At 68.4% G+C, this 22,313-nt stretch carries 23 protein-coding genes and 1 pseudogene; 18 read left to right on the plus strand and 6 right to left on the minus strand.

Annotated features, from left to right (window positions below; genetic code table 11):
- Nucleotides 1-31: 31 nt before the first annotated feature.
- The 6 genes and pseudogenes from CUJ89_RS09365 (at nt 32) to CUJ89_RS09390 (ending at nt 5,354) form a co-directional block, all read left to right on the plus strand.
- A complete protein-coding gene (locus CUJ89_RS09365) occupies nt 32-934 on the plus strand; it encodes a hemerythrin domain-containing protein (RefSeq protein WP_114178561.1) in 903 nt (300 codons plus the stop codon).
- Nucleotides 935-953: 19 nt separating this feature from the next.
- Complete coding sequence (locus tag CUJ89_RS09370; protein ID WP_114177083.1) at nt 954-1,934, plus strand: quinone oxidoreductase family protein; 981 nt, start codon at nt 954-956, stop codon at nt 1,932-1,934.
- A gap of 10 nt (nt 1,935-1,944) precedes the next feature.
- Complete coding sequence (locus tag CUJ89_RS09375) at nt 1,945-2,793, plus strand: TauD/TfdA dioxygenase family protein (RefSeq protein ID WP_114177084.1); 849 nt, start codon at nt 1,945-1,947, stop codon at nt 2,791-2,793.
- Between the two features lie 117 nt (nt 2,794-2,910).
- A pseudogene (locus CUJ89_RS38500) lies at nt 2,911-3,111 on the plus strand (3-keto-5-aminohexanoate cleavage protein); the annotation flags it as partial.
- A 321-nt stretch (nt 3,112-3,432) separates the two neighbouring features.
- Nucleotides 3,433-4,761 (plus strand): MFS transporter, encoded by a 1,329-nt coding sequence (locus CUJ89_RS09385; protein WP_114177086.1) that lies wholly within the window; start codon nt 3,433-3,435, stop codon nt 4,759-4,761.
- Between the two features lie 17 nt (nt 4,762-4,778).
- Nucleotides 4,779-5,354: an RBBP9/YdeN family alpha/beta hydrolase gene (locus CUJ89_RS09390; RefSeq protein ID WP_114177087.1), complete on the plus strand. Its 576-nt coding sequence runs from the start codon at nt 4,779-4,781 to the stop codon at nt 5,352-5,354.
- A gap of 116 nt (nt 5,355-5,470) precedes the next feature.
- Here the strand turns inward: CUJ89_RS09390 and CUJ89_RS37970 are convergent, their stop codons facing one another.
- A complete protein-coding gene (locus tag CUJ89_RS37970) occupies nt 5,471-5,662 on the minus strand; it encodes a hypothetical protein (protein ID WP_161556534.1) in 192 nt (63 codons plus the stop codon).
- On the opposite strand from CUJ89_RS37970, the gene CUJ89_RS09395 reads away from it, so the two are divergent.
- The 5 genes from CUJ89_RS09395 to CUJ89_RS09415 all read left to right on the plus strand — a co-directional run bounded on the left by CUJ89_RS09395 (nt 5,661) and on the right by CUJ89_RS09415 (nt 10,416).
- Nucleotides 5,661-6,827 carry an ABC transporter substrate-binding protein gene (locus CUJ89_RS09395; RefSeq protein WP_114177088.1) on the plus strand — a complete coding sequence of 389 codons (1,167 nt, stop codon included), beginning with the start codon at nt 5,661-5,663 and terminating at the stop codon, nt 6,825-6,827. The genes CUJ89_RS37970 and CUJ89_RS09395 overlap by 2 nt on opposite strands.
- Before the next feature lie 49 nt (nt 6,828-6,876).
- Nucleotides 6,877-7,956 carry an ABC transporter ATP-binding protein gene (locus CUJ89_RS09400; RefSeq protein WP_114177089.1) on the plus strand — a complete coding sequence of 360 codons (1,080 nt, stop codon included), beginning with the start codon at nt 6,877-6,879 and terminating at the stop codon, nt 7,954-7,956.
- 37 nt (nt 7,957-7,993) lie between these two features.
- Nucleotides 7,994-8,863: an ABC transporter permease gene (locus CUJ89_RS09405; RefSeq protein ID WP_114177090.1), complete on the plus strand. Its 870-nt coding sequence runs from the start codon at nt 7,994-7,996 to the stop codon at nt 8,861-8,863.
- Nucleotides 8,863-9,786 carry an ABC transporter permease gene (locus CUJ89_RS09410; protein ID WP_114177091.1) on the plus strand — a complete coding sequence of 308 codons (924 nt, stop codon included), beginning with the start codon at nt 8,863-8,865 and terminating at the stop codon, nt 9,784-9,786. Before CUJ89_RS09405 ends, CUJ89_RS09410 begins: the two co-directional genes overlap by 1 nt.
- A 192-nt stretch (nt 9,787-9,978) precedes the next feature.
- Nucleotides 9,979-10,416: a hypothetical protein gene (locus CUJ89_RS09415; protein ID WP_114177092.1), complete on the plus strand. Its 438-nt coding sequence runs from the start codon at nt 9,979-9,981 to the stop codon at nt 10,414-10,416.
- Nucleotides 10,417-10,544: 128 nt separating this feature from the next.
- Here the strand turns inward: CUJ89_RS09415 and CUJ89_RS09420 are convergent, their stop codons facing one another.
- A complete protein-coding gene (locus CUJ89_RS09420; RefSeq protein ID WP_114177093.1) occupies nt 10,545-10,838 on the minus strand; it encodes a DUF4148 domain-containing protein in 294 nt (97 codons plus the stop codon).
- Between the two features lie 218 nt (nt 10,839-11,056).
- Here CUJ89_RS09420 and CUJ89_RS09425 point away from each other — a divergent pair, with 218 nt between their 5' ends.
- Complete coding sequence (locus CUJ89_RS09425; RefSeq protein WP_114177094.1) at nt 11,057-11,269, plus strand: hypothetical protein; 213 nt, start codon at nt 11,057-11,059, stop codon at nt 11,267-11,269.
- A 292-nt stretch (nt 11,270-11,561) separates the two neighbouring features.
- Here the strand turns inward: CUJ89_RS09425 and CUJ89_RS09430 are convergent, their stop codons facing one another.
- Nucleotides 11,562-12,527: a D-2-hydroxyacid dehydrogenase gene (locus tag CUJ89_RS09430; protein WP_114177095.1), complete on the minus strand. Its 966-nt coding sequence runs from the start codon at nt 12,525-12,527 to the stop codon at nt 11,562-11,564.
- A 263-nt stretch (nt 12,528-12,790) separates the two neighbouring features.
- Between CUJ89_RS09430 and CUJ89_RS09435 the strand changes: the two genes are divergently transcribed.
- The 5 genes from CUJ89_RS09435 (at nt 12,791) to CUJ89_RS09455 (ending at nt 17,448) form a co-directional block, all read left to right on the plus strand.
- Entirely contained in the window at nt 12,791-13,981 is a 1,191-nt protein-coding gene (locus tag CUJ89_RS09435) for a CaiB/BaiF CoA transferase family protein (protein WP_114178562.1), read from the plus strand.
- Nucleotides 13,982-14,002: 21 nt separating this feature from the next.
- On the plus strand, nt 14,003-14,965 hold the full coding sequence (locus tag CUJ89_RS09440; protein WP_114177096.1) for a hydroxymethylglutaryl-CoA lyase: 963 nt from the start codon (nt 14,003-14,005) through the stop codon (nt 14,963-14,965).
- A 15-nt stretch (nt 14,966-14,980) separates the two neighbouring features.
- Nucleotides 14,981-15,364 carry a VOC family protein gene (locus CUJ89_RS09445; protein WP_114177097.1) on the plus strand — a complete coding sequence of 128 codons (384 nt, stop codon included), beginning with the start codon at nt 14,981-14,983 and terminating at the stop codon, nt 15,362-15,364.
- 266 nt (nt 15,365-15,630) lie between these two features.
- Nucleotides 15,631-16,458, plus strand: a complete 828-nt coding sequence (locus tag CUJ89_RS09450) for an alpha/beta hydrolase (protein ID WP_114177098.1) — start codon at nt 15,631-15,633, stop codon at nt 16,456-16,458.
- Nucleotides 16,459-16,554: 96 nt separating this feature from the next.
- Nucleotides 16,555-17,448 carry a LysR family transcriptional regulator gene (locus CUJ89_RS09455; RefSeq protein ID WP_114177099.1) on the plus strand — a complete coding sequence of 298 codons (894 nt, stop codon included), beginning with the start codon at nt 16,555-16,557 and terminating at the stop codon, nt 17,446-17,448.
- A 59-nt stretch (nt 17,449-17,507) separates the two neighbouring features.
- Here the strand turns inward: CUJ89_RS09455 and CUJ89_RS09460 are convergent, their stop codons facing one another.
- The 3 genes from CUJ89_RS09460 to CUJ89_RS09475 form a co-directional block, all read right to left on the minus strand.
- Entirely contained in the window at nt 17,508-18,971 is a 1,464-nt protein-coding gene (locus CUJ89_RS09460) for an MFS transporter (RefSeq protein WP_114177100.1), read from the minus strand.
- Nucleotides 18,972-19,534: 563 nt separating this feature from the next.
- Nucleotides 19,535-20,218, minus strand: a complete 684-nt coding sequence (locus CUJ89_RS09470) for a hypothetical protein (RefSeq protein ID WP_114177102.1) — start codon at nt 20,216-20,218, stop codon at nt 19,535-19,537.
- Nucleotides 20,219-20,232: 14 nt separating this feature from the next.
- Complete coding sequence (locus tag CUJ89_RS09475) at nt 20,233-20,817, minus strand: 5-formyltetrahydrofolate cyclo-ligase (RefSeq protein WP_236654881.1); 585 nt, start codon at nt 20,815-20,817, stop codon at nt 20,233-20,235.
- A 241-nt stretch (nt 20,818-21,058) separates the two neighbouring features.
- Between CUJ89_RS09475 and CUJ89_RS09480 the strand changes: the two genes are divergently transcribed.
- Nucleotides 21,059-22,159: an NAD(P)H-dependent flavin oxidoreductase gene (locus CUJ89_RS09480; RefSeq protein WP_114177104.1), complete on the plus strand. Its 1,101-nt coding sequence runs from the start codon at nt 21,059-21,061 to the stop codon at nt 22,157-22,159.
- Nucleotides 22,160-22,313 lie beyond the last annotated feature (154 nt).

Raw genomic sequence — 22,313 nt, forward strand, 5'->3', positions numbered from 1 at the left:
GCGCCGACCGCCCGATAAGCGGAGCGGCGCGATGTACCGCCATCTGCTCGTGACGGTCGACGGCGCGCCCGGCGGCATCGACGCGATCGGCCATGCGCTCGAACTGGCGCGCGCGGTCGGCGCACGGGTCACGTTCGCGCTGCCCGGCGCCGCACCGGACTCGCGTTTATCCGGAGCGCGGCAGCCGGAACACGGTGCGAAAGTGGAAGCGGCCGCGCGGGCGCAGGGCCTGTCCCATGCGATTGCCGCAGCAGGCGACGCGTCGCCCGGCGCGCTCGCCGCCGAGCTCGGCTGCGACCTGATCGGCGTCGCGGCGCTGCCGCACGATGCCGATGCGACGGCCTGCGCACAGCGGCAGCACCTGCTCGCGACGAGCGGCGTACCGGTGCTCGTGTGCACGTTGCAACGTTCGCCGGCCGAGGCACGCGCGATGGCCCGCTGCCTCGATGCGCATCGCGCGGTCGGCGTGCTGCTGCAAGCGCTGATGACTTCCGGCGAAGCCGCGAACGGACCGCAGCGGCAAGCAGTCGACGCGCAGGATGCGCTGGCGTCACTCGCCGCGCTGCAGAACGCGCGTTTCGGCACGGCCGCCGAAGCGCGGCTCTTCGCGGCATTGCGCGTCCGTGCGGAGTGCGTCGCGGCCGAACTGGACGAACTCGACCGCCAGCGGCAGCGTGACGCGCAAGCACTAGACGCGCTCGCGCGGATCGCCGAAGACGGGCTGCCGTCGACCGCGTTCGATGCGGCGCTGGCCCGCTATACGCACAGCGCGTTCGAGCAGATGGGACGGATGGAAGGCGTGATTTTCCCGGCCGCGCGGCGCTACCTGGGCGACGCCGACTGGATCGAACTGGACGAATTGCTGGCGGGCGACGCAACTGCGACGCCGCCCGGCGCGAACGAACCCGACGATGCGCGACGCGCATCCGACTGACACCATTACGGAGAACAAGATGGCACATGCAGTGCGATTCCATGAAACCGGCGGCCCCGACGTGCTGCGCTGGGAAGCAGTCGACGTCGGCGACCCGGGCCCCGGCCAGGTTCGCCTGCGGCACGACGCGGTCGGCCTGAATTTCGCCGACACGTATTTCCGCAGCGGCCTGTATCCGGTTCCGCTGCCGTCCGGCATCGGCGTCGAGGCGGCCGGCGTGGTCGAGGCCGTCGGCCCCGGCGTGACGAACGTCACCGCCGGCGATCGCGTGACCTACACGGGCTTCCTGAACACGCTCGGCGCATACAGCACCGAACGGCTGATTGCGGCCGCGCCACTCGTCAAGCTGCCGGCCGGCATCGCGTGCGAAACCGCCGCGGCGATGACGATGCGCGGCCTGACTTCAGCTTACCTGCTGCGCCGCATCCACGCGTTCGCGCCGGGCGACACGCTGCTGCTGCATGCGGCCGCCGGCGGCGTCGGGCTGATCGTGTCGCAATGGGCGAAGCTGCTCGGGCTCACGGTGATCGGCACCGTGTCCAGCGAGCACAAGGCCGACGTCGCCCGCGCGCACGGCTGCGACCACACGATCGACTACAGCCGCGAGGATGTCGCGAAACGCGTGCGCGAACTGACAGGCGGCGCCGGCGTCGACGTCGTGTTCGACAGCGTCGGCAAGGACACCTTCGAAGGCTCGCTCGATTCGCTGAAGCGGCGCGGGCTGATGGTGTGCGTCGGCACCGCGTCGGGCCCGATCCCGCCGTTCGACCCGCAGCGCCTCGCGATGAAGGGCTCGTTGTACCTGACGCGCCCGGCGCTGGCCGACTACATCGCCGATCCGGCCGAGAAGAACGACCTGGCCGGCGAACTGTTCGCGCACGTCGCCGCCGGCCGCATCCGGATCGAGATCAACCAGCGCTATGCGCTGCAGGACGCCGCGCAGGCACACCGCGATCTCGAATCGCGCAAGACGACCGGTTCGTCGGTGTTCATCGTCTGAGGAGGCGCGCATGCGAGTCGAACCCCTGACCTGCGCGATCGGCGCGGAACTGCTGGATGTGAGCCTCGCCGACGCCGTGCACGACGACGGCCTGTTCGCCGAGATCCGCGCGCAGTTGCTCCGGCATCGCGTGCTGTTCCTGCGCGATCAGGACATCACGCGCGCCGAGCACGTCGCGTTCGCGCGGCGCTTCGGCGAACTCGAGGATCATCCGGTCGCCGGCAGCGACCCCGAGCACCCGGGGCTCGTGCGGATCTACAAGTCGCCCGACCAGCCGAACGACCGCTACGAGAATGCGTGGCACAGCGATGCGAGCTGGCGCGTGGCGCCGCCGTTCGGCTGTGTGCTGCGCTGCGTCGAAGGTCCGCCGGTTGGCGGCGACACGATGTGGGCGAACATGGTGCTCGCGTACGAGAACCTGCCCGCGCACGTGAAGCAGCAGATCGACGGGTTGCGCGCGCGCCACAGCATCGAGGCGAGCTTCGGCGCGGCGATGCCGATCGACAAGCGCCTGGCGCTGAAAGCGCAGTATCCGGACGCCGAGCATCCGGTCGTGCGCACGCATCCCGAAACGGGCGAGAAAGTGCTGTACGTGAATGCGTTCGCGACGCACTTCACGAACTTCCACACGCCCGAGCGCGTGCGTTTCGGGCAGGACGCGAACCCCGGCGCGGGGCAATTGCTGCAATACCTGATCAGCCAGGCCTATATCCCCGAATACCAGGTGCGCTGGCGCTGGAAGAAGAACAGCGTCGCGATCTGGGACAACCGCAGCACCCAGCATTACGCGGTGATGGACTACCCGCCGTGCGTCCGCAGGATGGAGCGCGCGGGCATCGTCGGCGACGTGCCGTTCTGAGCGAGCCCGCCCCGTAACCGATCCGCAACCCCTTGCAACGCGCCGGACATGCCATCCGGCGTGGCGGGATACGCACGCCCGTACGCCCGAACACAACGATTTCCTCTGGAGGAAGACATGCAATTTCTCGACGATTCGCCGCACCCGGAAAACCAGGACAAGGTAGTCATCACGGTCGCGCCGTACGGCCCCGAATGGATGCCCGCCGATTTTCCGGAAGACAGTCCGGTGACGATGGACGAGCACGTGCAGAAGGCCGTCGACTGCTACAACGCGGACGCGACGGTGCTGCACATGCATGTGCGCGAGCTCGACGGCGCGTGCATCACGCTCGAATCGCCGATGAAGAACGTGCTGCCGATCAACACGATCGCGAACCGGATCGGCGTGCAGTACGACGACGTCGACGAAACGCTCGCGCAGCTCGGGATGGTGCCGAACCGCCGGCCGGGCCAGGTGAGCGTGCCGCTGCGGGCAGCCTGACGCGCCGCGCATCCGGGCGGCCCGCAAACGCCGCCCGCCGATCGATGAGGTGCGGCACCCATCCTCGCGCAGCGCGCGAGGCAAGCTCCGCCGAACGGGGCGGGGCCGCGCAAGCCGCGCCGGTGCGTTGCCGCACCGGTGCCGGAGGAGACACGCATGTTGATTCATCACGCCGAGCCGTCGTTGCAGGACCTGGCCGCCACCGAGCAGCGCGCGCCGGCGTACGCCTGGCTCGTGTTCGGGCTGACCGTCGGCCTGCTGCTGTCGGACTACATGTCGCGGCAGGTGCTCAATGCCGTGTTTCCGCTGCTCAAGCACGCGTGGGGGCTGTCGGACACGCAGCTCGGTTCGCTGAGCGGCGTCGTCGCGCTGCTGGTCGGCCTGCTGACGTTCCCGCTGTCGGTGCTCGCAGACCGCTTCGGGCGCGTGCGCAGCATCGTGCTGATGGCCGCGTTGTGGAGCGTCGCGACGCTCGGCTGCGCGCTGTCGACCAACTACGTCGAAATGCTCGTGTCGCGTGGCCTCGTCGGGCTCGGCGAAGCCGCGTACGGCAGCGTCGGCGTCGCGCTGATCCTCAGCATCTTTCCGGCGCGCCTGCGCGCGACGCTGACCGGCGCGTTCATGGCCGGCGGCGCGTTCGGCTCGGTGTTCGGGATGGCGCTCGGCGGCCTGGTCGGCGCGCATCTCGGCTGGCGCTGGTCGTTCGGCGTGATGGCCGCGCTCGGCATCGTGCTGCTCGTCGCGTATCGCTGCGCGGTCACCGAGCGGCGGCTCGCGGCGTGCCGCGTCGAACCGTGCCGGCGCGACGGCGACGCGCCGCGCGACCTGCGCGGCAGCGTGCGCGCGCTGATGTCGGGGTTGTTCGCGTCGCGTTCGGTGGTCTGCGCCTATATCGGCAGCGGGCTGCACCTGTTCGTGCCGGGCGCGCTGTTCGCGTGGCTGCCGAGCTATCTGAACCGCTACTACGCGATGGCGCCCGATCGCGCCGCGGTGCTCGCGGCCGGCTTCGTGCTGATCGCGGGCGTCGGAATGGTCGGCTGCGGCATCGTCACCGACCGCGTCGGTCGGGCCGACGGCTCGCGCAAATGGCTGACCGCAATCGCGTATTGCGTGCTGACGGGCGTCTGCCTCGCGGTCGCGTTCCGGCTGCCGCCCGGGCCGCTGCAGCTCGCGCTGATCTGCGTGGGCATGCTGGTCGGCGCGGGCGCATCCGGCGCATCGGGCGCGATGGTCGCGAACCTGACGCCGGCCGCGATCCATGCGTCGGCGTTCGCGACGCTCACGCTCGCCAACAACCTGCTCGGCATGGCGCCGGGTCCGCTGCTGACGGGGTGGGTCGCCGATCGCGCCGGGCTCGTCGGCGCACTGCAATGGATTCCCGCCGTGCCGCTCGCGGCCGCCGTGCTGTTCGCGATCGGACGCGCAAGCTACGTGGCCGATCTCGCGCGCGTCGAACGCGAACGGCGCGCGACACAACTTTCCTGAACCCTCCCGGAGGCTGCATGACCCTGGCGACCGCGCCTACCATCCTGATCGTGCCCGGCTTGCGCGATCACGTCGAAGACCACTGGCAGACGCACCTCGAACGGCGCTTGCCGAACGCGCGCTCGGTCGCGCCGCTCGAAGCCGACAAGCTGAGCCGCGCCGCACGCGTCGCGGCGCTCGATGCGGCGCTGGCCGCGATCGACGGCCCCGTGATCCTCGTCGCGCACAGCGCGGGCGTGATGATCACCGTGCACTGGGCGCGGCAGGCCACGCGCGCGATCCATGGCGCGCTGCTCGCGGCGCCGGCCGATCTCGATGCGCCGATGCCCGCCGGCTATCCTTCGCCCGATGCGATCGACGCGCACGGCTGGACGCCGGTGCCGACCGCACGTCTGCCGTTCCCGAGCATCGTCGCCGCGAGCCGCAACGATCCGCTCGCGCGCTTCGAACGCGTCGAGGCGCTGGCGGCCGGGTGGGGCAGCCGGCTCGTCGATCTCGGCGAGGTCGGGCACCTGAACCCGGCGTCCGGGTATGGCGAGTGGCACGATGCAGAGCGGCTGGTCGGGGAAGTGGCGGCGCTCGGCGCGTCCTGAGTCTCCATCTGCAACGCGCCGGGCCCGATCCGGTTTCGGCGCGAACATCCATCACCGTCGGGCCGCCCCGCGGCCCTGAACCGATTCCATTTCGTCGCCCGCTGAGATATGACGTCCTAACACGCCGTGCAATCGATGCCGCGCCGCCCCACAAAATCGGTCAGCACGCCAATCGTCAACGAAAGGAAGGTTTTTGTCAGGGAAAGTCCCGCCCCGCGCGTCACGGTTTTTTGTTGACCGACATCGTATAACGCCGTCATGATTTCCCGAAAGAAAGGTCCCATCCACCGACCGAAGTGAGGAGACATGAACACAACCACGATCGCTCGCCGTGTCCGCCGGATCGCACTCGCGCTGGGCTTCACGCTGTCGGCCGCGACAGCCGTTGCGGCGCCCGTGTCGCTGAACATCGTCGACGTTGCGGGCAACCTGCAGCTCACGCAGAAGGCCATCGAGGCATTCAAGGACAAGAACCCGAACCTCGTGTCGAACGTCACGTTCACGAATGCGCCCGCGCCGCAGTTGCCGGGCAAGATCAAGGCGATGCAGGCGGCCGGGCGCTCCGACATCGACCTCGTGCTGACGGGCACCGACGCGCTGGCCGCCGGCATCGAACAGAACCTGTGGCTGAAGCTCCTGCCCGACGACGCGGCCGCGTTCCCCGGCGTGCTCGACAAATACGCGCCCGGCCCGCGCAAGATGCAGGATCTTGCGCAGGGCTTCGGCCTGGAAGTCACCTACATGCCGGCCGGCCCGCTGCTCGAATACAACCCGGCGAAGGTCAGCAACCCGCCGAAGACCCCCGACCAGCTGCTCGCGTGGTGCAAGGCGCACCCGAACAAGCTGATCTACGCGCGCCCGGCGAACTCGGGCCCCGGCCGCACGTTCCTGATGGGGCTGCCGTACGTGCTCGGCGACAAGAATCCGCAGGATCCGATCAACGGCTGGGACAAGACCTGGGCATTCCTCAAGGCGCTGAACGACTGCGTCCCGTACTACCCGGGCGGCACGTCGGCGGTGATGAAGGAACTCGGCGAGGGCACGCGCGACATGACCGTGACCGTCACGGGCTGGGACCTCAACCCGCGCGCGCTCGGCATCGTGCCGGCCGAGTTCCGGATCCAGGCGTTCGACAACATGACGTGGGTCAACGACGCACACTACATGGTGATCCCGAAGGGCGTGCCCAAGGAAAAGCTCGACGTGCTGTTCAAGCTGATGAACTTCCTGCTCGAACCGGCGCAGCAGGCGATGACCTACGACGACGGCTACTTCTATCCGGGCCCGGCGGTGAAGGGCGTGACGCTCGAGATGGCGCCCGCGCACAGCCAGGAGGTGGTCCGCAAGTTCGGCCGCCCCGAGTACGCGAAGCTGCTCGCGGATCGCCCGCACGTGCAGCCGCTCAGCGCGCAGGCGATGGTCGCCGCGTTCCAGAAGTGGGATCGCGAGATCGGTTCGCAGAAGTCGAAATGACGCATGAACCGGCGGGCGCCGCGGCGCCCGCGTCGATGGAGTTCGCGTAATGAAGCACAGTTTCGAACGGTTGCGGCTCGACGGCGTGTGCCGCAGCTTCACCAATGCGGAGGGCGCGCAGGTCGCCGCGCTGAACGGGCTCGACCTCGAGATCCGGCGTGGCGAGTTCATCGCGCTGCTCGGCCCGTCGGGCTGCGGCAAGTCGACCGCGCTCAACTGCATCGCGGGGCTGCAGCCGCTCACGAGCGGCGGCATCTGGCTCGACGACACGCGCATCGACGTGCTGCCGCCCGAGCGCCGCGGCTTCGGGATGGTGTTCCAGAACTACGCGCTGTTTCCGCACATGTCGGTACTCGACAACGTCGGCTTCGGCCTCAAGATGCGCGGCGTCCCGAAACAGGAAACGCGGCGGCGCGCGCAGCAGGCGCTCGAACTCGTGCAGCTCGTCGGCCACGAGGGCAAGCTGCCGGGGCAATTGTCGGGCGGGCAGCAGCAACGCGTCGCGATCGCGCGCGCGATCGTCATCGAGCCGCCGCTCGTGCTGATGGACGAGCCGCTGTCGAACCTCGACACCAAGCTGCGCATCGAGATGCGCGCCGAGATCCGCCGCATCCACACGCAGCTCGAACGCGCGACCATCTACGTGACGCACGACCAGGACGAGGCACTGTCGATGGCCGATCGCATCGTCGTGATGAAGGAAGGCGTCGTGCAGCAGGTCGCATCGCCGAAGGACGTCTACACGCGCCCGCACAACCTGCATGTCGCGCGCTTCATGGGTTATCGCAACGTGCTGCCGTTCACGCTCGAAGGGATGGCCGGCGATTACGCGAGCATCGCGGCGGGCGGCGTGCGCCTCGCGGGCGTGCCGATGGCCGGCTTCGACGCAAAGGACGTCGTGGTCGCGCTGCGCCCCGACGACATCGAGCGCGCGGACGATGCCGGCGACAACACGTTCGACGCGACGGTCGAAACGGTCGAGTACGGCGGCCGCGATTCGCTGATCCGCGCGATCGCGCCGTTCGGCTCGATCTGGGCACGCGTGGCCGGCGAATTCACGGAAGGCGAGCGGCTGCGGCTGCGCGTCGCGCCATCGCGCACGCTCGTCTATGCGGGAGTGCCGAAATGAGCGGCCCGATCGCAGCGCCGTCGCGCCGGGAGGCCGCATGAACGCGCTCGCGGCCGGCACGCCGCGCGACGCGAAGGCATGGCTTGTCACGCCCGCGCTCGGGTTCATCGTTGCGCTGTTCATCTATCCGTTCGCATACGGCCTCGTGCTGTCGTTCCAGCCGATGAACGGCGGCGGCGCGCTCGCGAACTACGTGCAGTTCTTCACCGATACCGCGATGTGGCCGACCGTGCTCGTCACACTGAAGCTCGCGGTGCCGGCGACGCTGCTCAACGTCGGCATCTCGGTGCCGGTCGCGTTCGCGCTGCGCCGCAATTCGCCGTACCAGAAGTTCGTCACGACGCTGCTCGTGATTCCCGTCACGCTCGGCACGGTGCTTGTCGCCGACGGGATGCTCACGTACTTCGGGCCGAACGGCTGGTTCCCGCAGGCGCTGCAGGGGCTGCACCTGTACACCGATGAAGTGCGCCTCACGCACAACTACTGGGGCGTGCTGTTGTCGCTGATCGTATCGGGCTTTCCGTTCGCGTTCCTGCTGATGCTGTCGTACATCAGCGGGATCGACCCGACGCTCGCGCGTGCGGCGGCAACGCTCGGCGCGAACCCGTGGCAGCAGTTCCGGCAGATCTACCTGCCGCTGCTCGTGCCGGGGCTCACCATGGCTGCGTGCCTGTCGTTCGTGCAGGCGTTCTCGGTGTTCCCGTCGGCCGTGCTGCTCGGCGCGCCGGCCGGGCCGACGCGCGTGATCTCGATCGCGGCGGCCGAGGCCGCGTTCGAGAGCTACGACTATTCGCTCGCATCGGCGATCGCGATCGTGATGGGCTTCGTGCAGTTGCTGGTGGTCGCATCGATGCTCGGCGCACGCCGCTTCTTCTATACGGGCGCGGTGACGGGAGGCAAGGGCTGATGGCGACCGACAATCATGCCGATCAAGCCTGGCCGCCGAAGCACGACTCGCCCGATGCGCAGCCCGTCAACGCGATGAAGCCGCAGAAAATGCGCGGCAATCTCGCCGGCCGCGCGTGGAAGGCGCTCGTCTGGGGGCTGATGGCGTTCTTCCTGCTGAACGTGATGCTGCTGATCGCGACCGTCGCGGTGAACTCGATCGCGACGCGCTGGTTCGGCACGCCGCTGCCGCAGGGCTTCACGCTGCGCTGGTATGCGAAGGCGTGGGAGGATTTCCAGCTCGCGAGCGTGCTGTGGGTGACCGTCGAAGTCGTCGGCGCGGTCGTGCTGCTGTCGATCGCGCTCGGCGTGCCGGCCGCCTACGCGCTTGCACGCGTGCAGTTTCGCGGCAAGCGCTTCGCGCTGCTGGTGTTCCTGCTGCCGTTGATGGTGCCGCCCGTCACGTACGGGATTCCGATGGCGACCGTGATGTACAAGATCGGGCTCGCGGGCACGCTGCCGGGCGTGATCCTCGCGAACCTCGTCCCGGCGCTGCCGTTCGTGATCCTGGTGATGACGCCGTTCATCGAGCAGATCGATCCGAATCTCGAAGCCGCCGCACGCATCTTCGGTGCGAACACGTGGCGCTATTTCCGCTACGTGCTGCTGCCGCTGCTCGTGCCCGGCATGCTCGCGGCGGGGCTCCTCGTGCTGGTGCGCACGATCGGGATGTTCGAGCTGACGTTCTTCACCGCGGGCCCGAGCACGCAGACGCTCGTCGTCGCGCTGTATTACGCGGTATTCTCGACCGGCGTGCGCGCGCCGCAGTCGATCGACGCGATGGCGATGATCTACATGGCCATCACGCTCGTGTGGGTCGTGATCGCGCTGCAGTTCGTGAGCCCGACGCAGCTGGTCAGCCGCGTGAAGCAGGAGCGGCAGTAGGCGCACGCGAAGCGCGTGATGGCACGGTCGCGCGGTACCGCCCGCTTGCCGTCACGCGTCCGTGCAATTGGTTACAAATGGATACCGCGAACGACACGCGGACGTTGCAGACTACGCGGCATACCGGCCCGGCCGACGCGTTCATGCGCATCGCCGTGCGCCACCCGCCGTTCAACCGATTCACGGATATCCATGAAGTTTCAAACGCTGCTGACACTCGGCTGTGCCTCGACGCTGCTGGCCGCCTGCAACCTGCTCCACGACGGCCCCGGATCGAACGACGTCGACGCCGCCGTGCGCCGCGCGCTCGAAGCGGAAAACCACGGCGGCCTGAACGCGCTGTTCGGCCAGCCGCTGCCGGTATCGGCCGATGTCGTGTCGGCGAAGCCCGACGGCGACTGCAAGAAGCTCGGCGATCGCACGTACTCGTGCGACGTCGTGGTCACGTGGCGCAATGCCGATTACACGCCGTCGCGCGCGAACCTGACCTTCGTGAAGGCCGCCGACGGCTCGTGGCAGACGTCGGGCGTCGACGCGGCGATCGCGACGGGCACCGCGAAATCGCTGATCGACCAGATCGGCAAGGCGTGGCACGGCAATGCGGCGAGCGGCGCGTCGGCGCCGCAGTGACGCGCCGGCGACGGGCTTTTCTCTTTCTTCCTGCGGTGCACGGTCTCTCGTTCGTGAAGGCCGCGCCGTCCCGTTCCTGCCGCTGACGGCAAACCCTCGATGACGGTCGCCGCACGGGCATGCGCCGGTCAGCGCCCGCGATCGGCCGTGCCGGACACGGTTGCCGGTAGCGCCGGGCGGCCGGACGCGGTCGACGCATCGGCATCCGGGCCGATACCCGACGATTGCGCGACGCGCGCTTCGGCCGCCTGGATATCGTCCGGATACTGGCCTTTCAGCGGCTTGTAGCCAGCTTGTTCGAGCTGGCGCAACTGTGCGACGACTTCGGCGTGCGTGACGGGGCCGTTGGCCGTCTGCGCAAACGACACGGCCGGCGCCGCGATCGCGGCGGCGAGGACGAGCAGGGAAAAGGTGGTTTTCATCTTCAGGATCTCCGAAAAGGACAGGGCGGCCGGCGCGGCATGGACGCCGCAACCGGTCGAGCCATCTTGTTCGACCGACGCTTAAGCGCGGATTAACGGACAAAAAGGGCGCGAGCACTGGCCCGCCATCGATTGAAGGCATCCTCGGTATGCGGGCCAGCTTATAGGGAAAACCCTTATCATGAGGTATAATCGCGGCCTAAGAGAAAGGTCGAACCATGCCTGAACGTTTCCAAACCCTTGAAAAATTTGTGTTTTCCCTCATCGTGATGTCCGCGGTCGTGTGCTCGGCATTCCTTGCGTACGAGCGTCACCCCGAGATCAAGATCGCGCTGCACGAAGGCGAAGCGCTGATGCGCGAGAGCGCCAAGTATTCGGCCATCTGCTCGCCGTCCAAGGTCGATCCTTGCGTCGAGATGTCCGCTTACTGAAATTCGCGTCGAGATCAGCGCGCCGAGCGGTGCGCTGCGACCGAAACGGACTTTTTTTACGATCCGTCCCATTCAGTTTCAGACTCGCCCTACAGCGTTGGCGATCTGAATTCCTTAAAGTAGCGTCCATCAGGAATTCAGAAACCGACCGCAAGATAGGGCGGATGCACGAACCCGTCACGTGCCGAGTCGCTGGCGTAAGCAGCCCCCGAATTCAGTCGGCCCCGCTTCGAGCAATCGAGCGGGGCCGTTCTGTTTGCGCGGTCGCAACGATCTTCCGCCGCAGCACGCGTCACACCATATGCCGCGGCGCACCGCCAGCAAACGCGGCGACGTTGTCGACGAGCTGATCGGCCAGCGCCTGCATGGCCTCGTCGCTCGCCCATGCGACGTGCGGCGTGAGGATGAACGCCGGATGCGACAGGATCGCGTGGAACGGATGCTCGGCCGGCAGCGGCTCCTGCGTGACCACGTCGAATCCCGCGCCCGCGATCTGCCCCGACTGCAGCGCGTCGACCAGCGCGCTTTCGTCCACGAGCCCGCCGCGTGCGGTATTGATCAGCAGCGGCCGGCGCGCCATCCGCGCGAACGCGGCCGCGTCGATCAGATGCCGCGTCGCGGGCGTGAGCGGGCAATGCAGCGTAATCACGTCGCTGTCGCGCAGCAGCGTGTCGAGCGGCGCGTAGTGGGCACCTTCGGCATTGCCGTGCGCCGCGAACCGCACGCGCATGTCGAGCGCGCGTGCGATGCCGGCCACCGCGCGCCCGAGCACACCGTCGCCGACGATCCCGAGGGCCGAACCGGCCAGGTCGCGGATCGGATGGTCGAAGAAGCAGAACTGCCCGCTGTCGAGCCAGCGCCCCGCGCGCACCGCGTCACGGTAGGCAACGAGGCTGCGGCGCAACGCAAAGATCAGCGCGAACGTGTGCTCGGGCACCGTGCGGACCGCATACCCGCGAATGTTGCTCACGGCGATCCCGCGCGCCGCGCACGCGTCGAGATCGACGATGTCCGTGCCCGTGGCGGCGATCGCGATCATCCGCAGCCGTCGCGTATCGGCGAGTGCCGCCGCGTCGAGCCGCACCTTGTTGGTCACGACGATGTCCGCGTCGCCGATACGCGCGGCGACTTCGTGCGCGGCCGTCCGGTCGAACATCTGCAATTCGTGCGGAAACGGAAACGGCTTCAGCAGGGTCTGCGGCGACAGCGTCGCGCGGTCGAGAAACACGATCTTCGCGGGAGAGGAAACTGAAAACATGGCGGGTCTCGCTGACAGGCGCCCGGCGGGCGCGGAACGGGTTCGATTCTGCCGGCGGCACGCGTGCCGTCGTTTGACCGTTAAGCGAGCGCGCTTTCCCATATGGAAAGGCTGACGCACACCGCACGAGAGCGGATGCCGCGATCGCGCCAACGCGCGCCTTTCCGTTTCGGAAAGGCTGGTTGAGCATCGATCGATTTTCGCCGTGCGCGAACGCCGTCATGATCGCCGTCATCGACAACACGATTTCATCGGAGACAGTCATGAAACGACCCCTGGACGGCATCCGCGTGCTGGAACTCGGCCAACTGATCGCCGGGCCGTTCGCGGGCCGGATGCTCGCCGAATTCGGCGCGGACGTGATCAAGGTCGAGCCGCCCGGCGTCGGCGACCCGCTGCGCAAATGGCGGCTGCTGCACGACGGCACGTCGGTCTGGTGGGCCGCGCAGTCGCGCAACAAGACCTCGCTCACGCTCGACCTGCGCACGCCCGAAGGGCAGGACGTCGTGCGTCGCCTCGTCGCCGAGACCGACGTGCTGATCGAGAACTTCCGGCCCGGCACGCTCGAGGGCTGGGGGCTCGGCTGGGACGCGCTGTCCGCGATCAATCCCGGGCTCGTGATGCTGCGCGTGTCGGGCTTCGGACAGACGGGCCCGTACCGCGACCGTCCCGGCTTCGGCGTGATCGCCGAGGCCATGGGCGGCCTGCGGCACCTGACGGGCGAGCCCGGCCGCACACCGGTGCGCGTCGGCATCTCGCTCGGCGATTCGCTGTCGGCACTGCACGGCGTGATCGGCGTGCTGCTCGCGTTGCGGCATCGCGAGCAGCAGGGCGGCAAAGGGCAGGTCGTCGACGTCGCGCTGTACGAATCGGTGTTCAACATGATGGAAAGCCTGCTGCCCGAATACTCGGCGTTCGGCGCGGTGCGCGAGGCGGCCGGCAGCAGCCTGCCCGGCATCGCGCCGACCAACGCGTACCGCTGCCGGGACGGCAAGTACGCGCTGATCGCCGGCAATGGCGACAGCATCTTCCGGCGCCTGATGGAACTGATCGGCCGGCCCGATCTCGGCAACGATCCCGCGCTCGCGCACAACGACGGGCGTGTCGCGCAGGTCGAGCGCATCGACGCGGCGATCGGCGCGTGGAGTGCGCGCCACGATCTCGACGACGTGCTCGCCGCGCTGAACGAAGCGCGCATCCCGTCCGGGCGCATCTACGATGTCGCCGACATCGCGGCCGATCCGCATTACCGCGCGCGCGACATGATCGTCGATGCCGCGCTGCCCGACGGCACGCCCGTGCTGGTGCCGGGCATCGTGCCGAAACTCGGCGCAACGCCCGGGCGCATCGAGCGCCCGGCGCCCGCGCTCGGCGCGGATACCGATGCGGTGCTCGAATCGATCGGCATCGATGCCGCGACGCGCGGCGACTGGCGCACGCGCGGCGTGATCTGAACCGGAACCAGGAGACGCCCCATGAACACGCAACGCAAACGGCTCTACATCCACGAAGTCGCGACGCGCGACGGTTTCCAGAACGAAGCGGCATTCGTCGACACCGACGACAAGATCGCGCTCGTCGACGCGCTGAGCGCATGCGGCTACGCGAAGATCGAGGTCACGTCGTTCACGTCGCCGAAGGCGATCCCCGCACTGCGCGACGCCGAGGCCGTGATGCACGGCATCGCGCGCGCGCCGGGCGTCGTCTACACGGTGCTCGTGCCGAACGTGCGCGGCGCCGAGCGCGCGCTGTCGTGCGGCGTCGACGAGGTGAACCTCGTGATGTCGATGAGCGAGAGCCACAACCGCGCGAACCTGCGGATGACGCGCGAGCAGTCGTTCGCGCAACTGCGCGACGTGATCGACGCGGTGCGCGGCACGGGTGTCGCGATCAACGTGTCGCTGTCGACCGCGATGGGCTGCCCAATGGAAGGCGACGTACCGACCGAGGCCGTGCTCGCATGGATGCAGCGGTTCGCGGATCTCGGCGTGCACGGCTTCACGCTGTGCGACACGACGGGCATGGCGTTTCCGTCGCAGGTACACGCGCTGGGCGCACACGCGCGCGAGCGCTTCGGCGCGTTGCAGCTCACGCTGCATTTTCACAATACGCGCGGGATGGCGCTCGCGAACACGCTCGCGGCGCTCGACGCCGGCATCGACCGCTTCGATGCGTCGCTCGGCGGGCTCGGCGGCTGCCCGTACGCGCCGGGCGCGACCGGCAACGCATGCACCGAGGAACTCGTGCACATGCTCGAACTGGACGGTTACGATACCGGCGTCGACCTCGCGGCCGTCCTCGCTGCGTCGGCACGGCTGCCCATGCTGATCGGGCATGACGTACCCAGCCAGATCCTCAAGGCCGGGCGCCGCTCGGACCTTCATCCGCCACCGCGCGCCGACGCCGGCGACATGCCCGCGCAACGCGCTTTCTCTTGAACAGGAGCGAATTCCATGGCACTGATCGACCACCTCGACCATCTCGTGCTGACCTGCGTCGATCCCGACAGGACGAAGCAGTTCTACACCGAGGTGCTGCAAATGCAGCTTGAAACCTTTGGCGCCGGCCGGCTTGCGTTCCGCTTCGGCAACCAGAAGATCAACCTGCACGTGCGCGGCGCGGAGTTCGAACCGAAAGCGCATGTGCCGGTGCCCGGCGCGCTCGACCTGTGCTTCATCGCATCGGCGCCGCTCGACGACGTGATCGCGCACCTGAAGCGCGTCGACTGGCCGATCGTCGAAGGGCCCGTCGAACGCACGGGCGCGACGCAGAAGATCCGGTCGGTGTACGTGCGCGATCCCGACCTGAACCTGATCGAGATCTCCGAGTTGATCTGACCGGCGGCGCGGGCCTGTCGCGTAACCGGCCGCGCCGCGTCAACGGATGGGACCGCCCGCTCGCGCGAGCACCGGCACGACGCCCCCACGGCGTCGCAATCCTTCGCCGAAAGCGGACAGGCGGGCGCCACGCCCGCCGATTCCGGATAGCCGGACCCGGCCGCGCTGCGGATAATGGCGCCACGGCGTCGGCCCGGCCGCCGCCTTCGCAGCGGGCACGGCGAACCTGCCCCGCGCATCCGCAACCCGACCCAGGCGCTCCCCGAATGACGATCCTCTATCGCGGCATGGACCGTGCGGCGCTCGACGCCGCCTACCTGAACACGAAGGCCATTCCCGATTTCCCGGCCGTGCTCGCGTCGTGCCAGGCGCGCAGCGCGGCACTTTACGACGCGACACCCGGCCGGCGCGACCTGCGTTACGGCACACGTCCCGCGCAGCGCTTCGACTGGCTGCCGTGCGGGCAACCTGACGCGCCGCTGTTCGTGTTCATTCACGGCGGCTACTGGCAACACTGCACAAAAGAGGATTTCGCGTACGCGGCGAGCGGGCCGCTCGCGCGCGGTTTCGACGTCGTGCTCGCCGAATACACGCTTGCGCCGGCCGCGACGATGACCGACATCGCCGGCGAGATCGGCGCGCTGCTCGACCATCTCGCCGCCGACCCAGACCACCTCGGCACCGCGCGACGGCCGATCCACCTGAGCGGCCATTCGGCGGGCGGCCACCTGACGGCCATGCATCGCGCGCATCCGGCCGTCGTATCGGCGCTCGCGATCAGCCCGCTCGTCGATCTCGAACCGATCTCGCTGTGCTGCCTGAACGACAAGCTGCAACTCACCGCGCACGAAATCGATGCATGCAGCCCGCTGCGCCACATCGGCCGCGGCGCGCCGACCGTCGTTGCGGTCGGCGACGCCGAACTGCCCGAACTCGTGCGGCAAGCACATGAATACGCAGCGGCGTGCGAAGCGGCCGGCGAACGGATCGCGCGCGCGTGGCTGCGCGGCATGCGGCACTTCACGGTGCTCGACGACCTCGCAAAGCCGGACGGCGCGATGCTCGCCGCATTGCAGGCGATCGCGCCACGCTAGCCACGCCATATCGCGCGCACACGCGCCGGGCGTATGATCGGCGTCAGGCCGGCGCGATGACGGCTCGCGCCGTACGGCCTTCCCAGGACCCACGACATGGTGAACCCGCTTCATTTCGATCTGCAGTCGCTGCGCGTCTTCGCGCTCGTCGCCGAGCACGGCAGCCTGACGAAGGCGGCCGAACACGGCCAGCTCACGCTGTCCGCGGTCAGCAAGCGCATCGCCGAGCTCGAGAGCGTGACGGGCAGCGCGCTGTTCGTCCGGCATGCGCGCGGCGTCGAGCTGACGCCCGCGGGCCTCGCGCTGCTCGACCATGCGGCGAAGGTGATCGAGCAGGTCAACCGGATGGCGCACGAGATGAGCGACTACGTCGCCGGCGTGCGCGGCCACATCCACGTGTGGACCAACACGTCCGCGATCGTCCAGTTCCTGCCCGCCGATCTCGCCGCGTTCCTCACCGACAACCCGGGCATCAAGGTGAGTCTCGAGGAGCGGCTGAGCCACGAGATCGTCGACGCGCTCGCGTCGGGCAAGGCCGATCTCGGCGTGTTCGCCGACAACGTGCCGGCACCCGGCATCGAACGCCGGCTGTACCGGCGCGACGAGCTCGTGCTGCTCGTGCCGCGTGCGCATCGATTCGCCGCGCGCGACAGCATCCGCTTCGCGGATACGCTCGACGAGGATTACGTCGGCCTCAGCGACGGCAGTTCGCTGCTCGCGCGGATGACCGACGCCGCATTCGCGGCCGAGCGCTCGCTGAAGCTGCGGATCCAGGTATCGAATTTCGACGGCGTGAGCCGGATGATCGAGGCCGGGCTCGGCATCGGCGTGCTGCCGCGCGATGCGGTGACCGGCGAGCGCGCCGCGCGGCTCGGCGTCGTGAGGCTCGACGATGCGTGGGCGACGCGCACGCTGTGGGTCGGCGTGAAGGCCGGCACCGTGCTGACGACCGACATCGCGAAGCTGTTCGATTTCATGTCGGCGCGCTGAGGGCGCCGAAACGGCGACGCACGGGGCACGCATCCGTGCGCCCCGTGCCGATCGCCGCATTACACCGGATTGATTTCGTCCTGGCTGCGCCGCGTGGTCAGCGGACCGAGCACGCGCAGCGTGACGGCGACGATGCCGAGCGCGATCGAGATCACGCCGAACATTGCGCCCGCGCCGTAGCTGCCGAGCACCGGCAGCAAGACGAACGGCAGCGCGCCGCTGACGATGCGCGACAGCGAGTATGTGCTGCCGATCGCCGTCGAGCGCACGCGCGCCGGAAAGATCTCGGCCTGGTACACGTGATACGCGTTGCTGAACACGTTCGACGCGCAGGTCGTCAGCAATCCGAAGCCGACGATCAGCACCGTATTGCCCGAATACGCGAAGCAGAGCCCGAATACCGCGATCGACAGGATCGACCCGATCACGAGCGTGCGGCGCTCGATCCAGTTGAGCAGCGGGATCGACAGCAGCGAGCCGATCGGATAGCCGACGAACGACAGTGCGATGAACAGCGTGCTGTCCGTCACGTCGAAGCCGCGGCTCTTCACGACCGTGCCGGCCAGCGTGCCGAAACCGTAGTAGCCGAAGCCCTGGAACAGGTGAAAGATCGCGAGCATCAGGTAGCGCGCGCCGTAGGGTTCGCGGCGCAGCAGCGCGATGCGCTCGCCGAGTCCGAGCGGCCGCTGCGGCTCGGCCGGTTCCGCGAATTGCTCGGGCACGCGCACCCCGGCGCCATCCGCGAAACGCCGCAGCGCCGCGTGCGCTTCGGCGGTGCGGCCCTGCGCGAGCAGCCAGCGCGGGCTCTCCGGCAGCCGGCGCTGGACGAGCAGCACGTACACGGCGCCGAGGCTGCCGATCGCGAGGATGATGCGCCAGCCTGCCACGCCGGCCACCTGCAGCGGGTTCAGCCACAGCGCGAGGAAGCCGACGAGCGGCACCGCGACATAGGAAGTCGTATAGGCCCACGCGGCGAGCCGCCCGCGCTTTTCCTTCGGCAGGATTTCGGACAGGAAGCTGTCGGCGACCGGATAGATCGCGCCGACGCCGATGCCCGTCAGGAACCGGCACGCGACGAGCATGTCGGCGTTCACCGAAAACGCGCCGACCAGCGAAAACGCGCTGTACCACACGAGCGTCAGCAGGAACGCCTTGCGCCGGCCGATGCGGTCGGCAAGGCTGCCGAGGCACATCGCGCCGACGAACATCCCGATGAACGCCGATGCAAGCAGCAGCTTGAAATCGGCGCTTTGCCGGCTCAGCCCGTATTCGTTCTGCAACGCGGAACCGATCGTGCTGACGAGGAAGATCTCGTACATGTCGAAGAACAGCCCGATGCCGATCACCCAGACGACGAACCGGTGCAATGCACCGACCGGCAGGTCGTCCATGAAATCGCCGAGCGTGACGCGGCGGGCGGGGAGGGCCGCCGCATCGGCGCCGACGCCGGCGGAAGCGGACGGCGGTCGGGCAGAGGCGGGGCCGCCCGCGTTGCCGCCGAGATCGAGGGATTGGCTGTTCATTGTGTCTCCTGATTATCGGTATGCCGTGGCACGAGGCCCGGCCGTTCGCGGCCGGCATGATGCGTCCGGTCGCACGACTCGACGGCAGGCACCGCGACGCCCGTGAAAGGGCTGGATATGCGGGCTGCGCCGATCGTCCGACACATGGTGGGCGAATCTGCGGCACGCGATAATTGCGGATGTTTCAAGCGTCCTTTCCTGCGCAGAAAGGGTACGGAACGCGCGGCGGCCCGCATTCGCGCGGCAGGCAGGCGCAGCCTGCGCTGCGCGCCGTTGCTCACCGGATCCGGTTGCACTCCCGCGCAACCCGGCGGGCCGGGAAAACCATGAGAGCCATTGCGTAGCCGCCGGCGCAATCGCCGCCGACGGCCAGGCTATCGTGCTCAATCAGCCGGCCCGAACGCCACCCCATGAAACACGCACAAGGGATAACCGCGCTCCAGCGCAAATGCTGAATCCGCCGCTTCCGCCTGACGCGCATACGGTGCGGTACGAAGTCGGATGCGGCAACACCGTTGCCCGAGCCGGTACGCCAAATTTCACTGGCGGCGTACCGGCCCGCTTCACTTCAGTTCCGGATTCTGCTGCGTCGCGCATGCGCGTAGCGCGGCGACGAGGTCGGTCTTGCCCAGTTTCTCGAACAGATCGGCCATCTCCATCTGCGCGACGGGGTCGCCTTCGCGCGCCGCGCGCCAGCGCAGCGACGCGATCATCCCGCGCATGCGCTCGCCGGGCGTTTCGCCGTCGTAGCCCGACATCGCCTGCAGCACGTCCGCGAGCTTGTTGTATCCGGCCGGCACGTGACGAACGAGCAGCCACGCGATGACCGGCTGCGCACCTTCCCAATCCTCGTCGTCGAGTGAACTGTTCACCAGACGCGCGGCCGCGCGCCACGACCCGAGCGAGGCGGCCTTCGCATAGGCCTTGTCGGCGTCGCGACCACGTGGCGCCGGTGCCGCATCGAACGCGGCCTGCGCATCGGCCGACGGCGGCGGCAGCACGAGCTTGGTGCAGCGGAAGTCGCCCGCATCGGGCGCGTTGCCGGGCAGGTCGGCCCAGCGCGCCTGGTCCTTCAGTGCGCGATCGAGCGTCGGCCGCACGTCGCTTTCCTTCATCGACGCGAACACCCAGTCGGTACGGACATGACGCGCGGCGTCCCAGTCGCTTTCGGCGACGGCGTGTTGCGCGAATGCCAGGCAACCAGCCAGGCAGACGATCCGGAACAGATTTCCGGCAGGAGATTTCATCGTGGATTCCGGTCTCAATGCGCCATGATGATGAATGCCGTGAGCGCGATCGGGAACAGTGCGACGCCGAGCAGACCCACCGCACCATCGGCCGCCATCGTAATCGGCGACAGTGCAAGCTTTACGCCCTGGCCCAGCACCGACGGACGCTCGGTCACCTTGACGTTGTATGCGTGATTGAACGCCTGAGGAATCGACGAGGGTGTGACGTCGTTCGGCTGGTAGCGCTTGCCGCTGATTGTGCCGCCTTCCGTCAGCTGGAAGCGCTGGTCCTTGAAACCGTCTGCGAGCGCGCGCTCGCGCAACTCGGAGCCGGGCGGCGCATCGTCACGCGAAAGCTGCAACGAGTAACGCCCGGTGATCTTGTCGCCGTGCGTCTCGAAATCGTCGAAATCGGTATACAGCTTGGGGCGATAGGGCGCCGTGAGGTTGACTGCGAGGGCCGGTGGCACATCGAAAATGTAGTGATACCGCTCACCGAGCACGACGAGCTTCTTCCCGTCCGCGCTGATCAGAAACGCCGAGAGCGTTTCCCGATATTCCGGGTCCTTCATCGCGCGCTTGGTGATGGGGCCGAAGTCGGTGCAGCCGGCGAGCATGCCGGACGCCGCCACGGCGGGCAGCGCGAGAAATGTTCTTCTTTTCATGAGTGTTGTGTTCGTGTTGTTCGTTATACAGCGGAACCGCGCGAATGTCGGGCGAAGCGTTCGGGGAACGCAGCGCGCTGACGGCCTTGGATACGCTTTTCCGGTCCGCTATTCTAGGTGGGAAACCGGAAATGCGATATGCGCCACCGCCGCGGCATGTTCGCGTTTCGGCCACCAACAGGAGGCAACCAACATGAATCCATCGACCGATAACCGTCCACTGTTGCGCACGCTCGGCATCCGCGCGCCGATCATCCAGGCGCCGATGGCCGGCGTCAGCACGCCGGCGCTGGCGGCGGCCGTGTCGAACGCGGGCGGGCTCGGCTCGCTCGGCGTCGGCGCGACGAACGCCGACGGCGCACGCAAGATGATCCGCGACACACGCGCGCTCACCGACCGGCCGTTCAACATCAACGTGTTCTGCCACCGTCCGGCCCGGGCCGACGCGGCCGTCGAACGCGCGTGGCTCGACTGGCTCGCGCCGGTTTTCCGTGAATACGGCGCGACGCCGCCCGCATCGCTGTCGGAGATCTATACGAGTTTCGTCGCGGACGACGCGATGCAGGCGATGCTCGCCGAGGAAAAGCCGGCCGTCGTCAGCTTCCATTTCGGGCTGCCGTCCGCGGACGTGATCGCCACGCTGAAGCGCGCGGGCATCACGCTGTTCGCGGCTGCGACGAATCTCGACGAGGCCCGGCAGATCGCCGCCGCCGGCATCGACGCGATCGTCGCGCAGGGCATCGAAGCCGGCGGGCACCGCGGCGTGTTCGATTCGACAGCCTGCGACGATCGCCTCGGCACGTTCGCGCTGACGCGCCTGCTCGTGCGCGAATGCGCGCTGCCGGTGATCGCCGCCGGCGGCATCATGGACGGCGAAGGCATCGCCGCCGCGCTCGCGCTCGGCGCGCAAGCCGCGCAGCTCGGCACGGCGTTCGTCGCCTGCCCGGAGACGTCGATCGACGACGGCTATCGCCGTGCGATCCTCGGCGACACGGCGCGCCGCACGACGTTCACGACCGCGATCTCGGGCCGGCTCGCGCGCGGCATCGCGAACCGGCTGACCGCGCTCGGCGACGACCCGCATGCGCCGGCCACGCCCGCGTATCCGATCGCGTACGACGCGGGCAAGGCACTGCATGCGGCCGCGAAGGCGAAAGGCGAATTCGGCTACGGCGCGCAGTGGGCCGGGCAGGCGGCGCCGCTCGTCCGCGCGTTGCCGGCCGCGGAACTGTTCGCCACGCTCGAACGCGAGACACGGGCCGCGATCGAGCGGTTGCAGCACGCGCTGGACTGATCGTTCCTGGCCCGCAGGCTGCAGGCACGCGCAGGCGATCAGCGAGCACACCACCGATCGCCGCGCCGAACGTGCGCCGCCAGCCGCCGATTTGCAATGTTCTGTATCTGCGCGGACCGTGGATACAGCGCGATACAACGCATGTGCGCGCGTC

It is taken from the genome of Burkholderia pyrrocinia, from assembly GCF_003330765.1.
Classification (GTDB): Bacteria; Pseudomonadota; Gammaproteobacteria; order Burkholderiales; family Burkholderiaceae; genus Burkholderia; species Burkholderia pyrrocinia_B.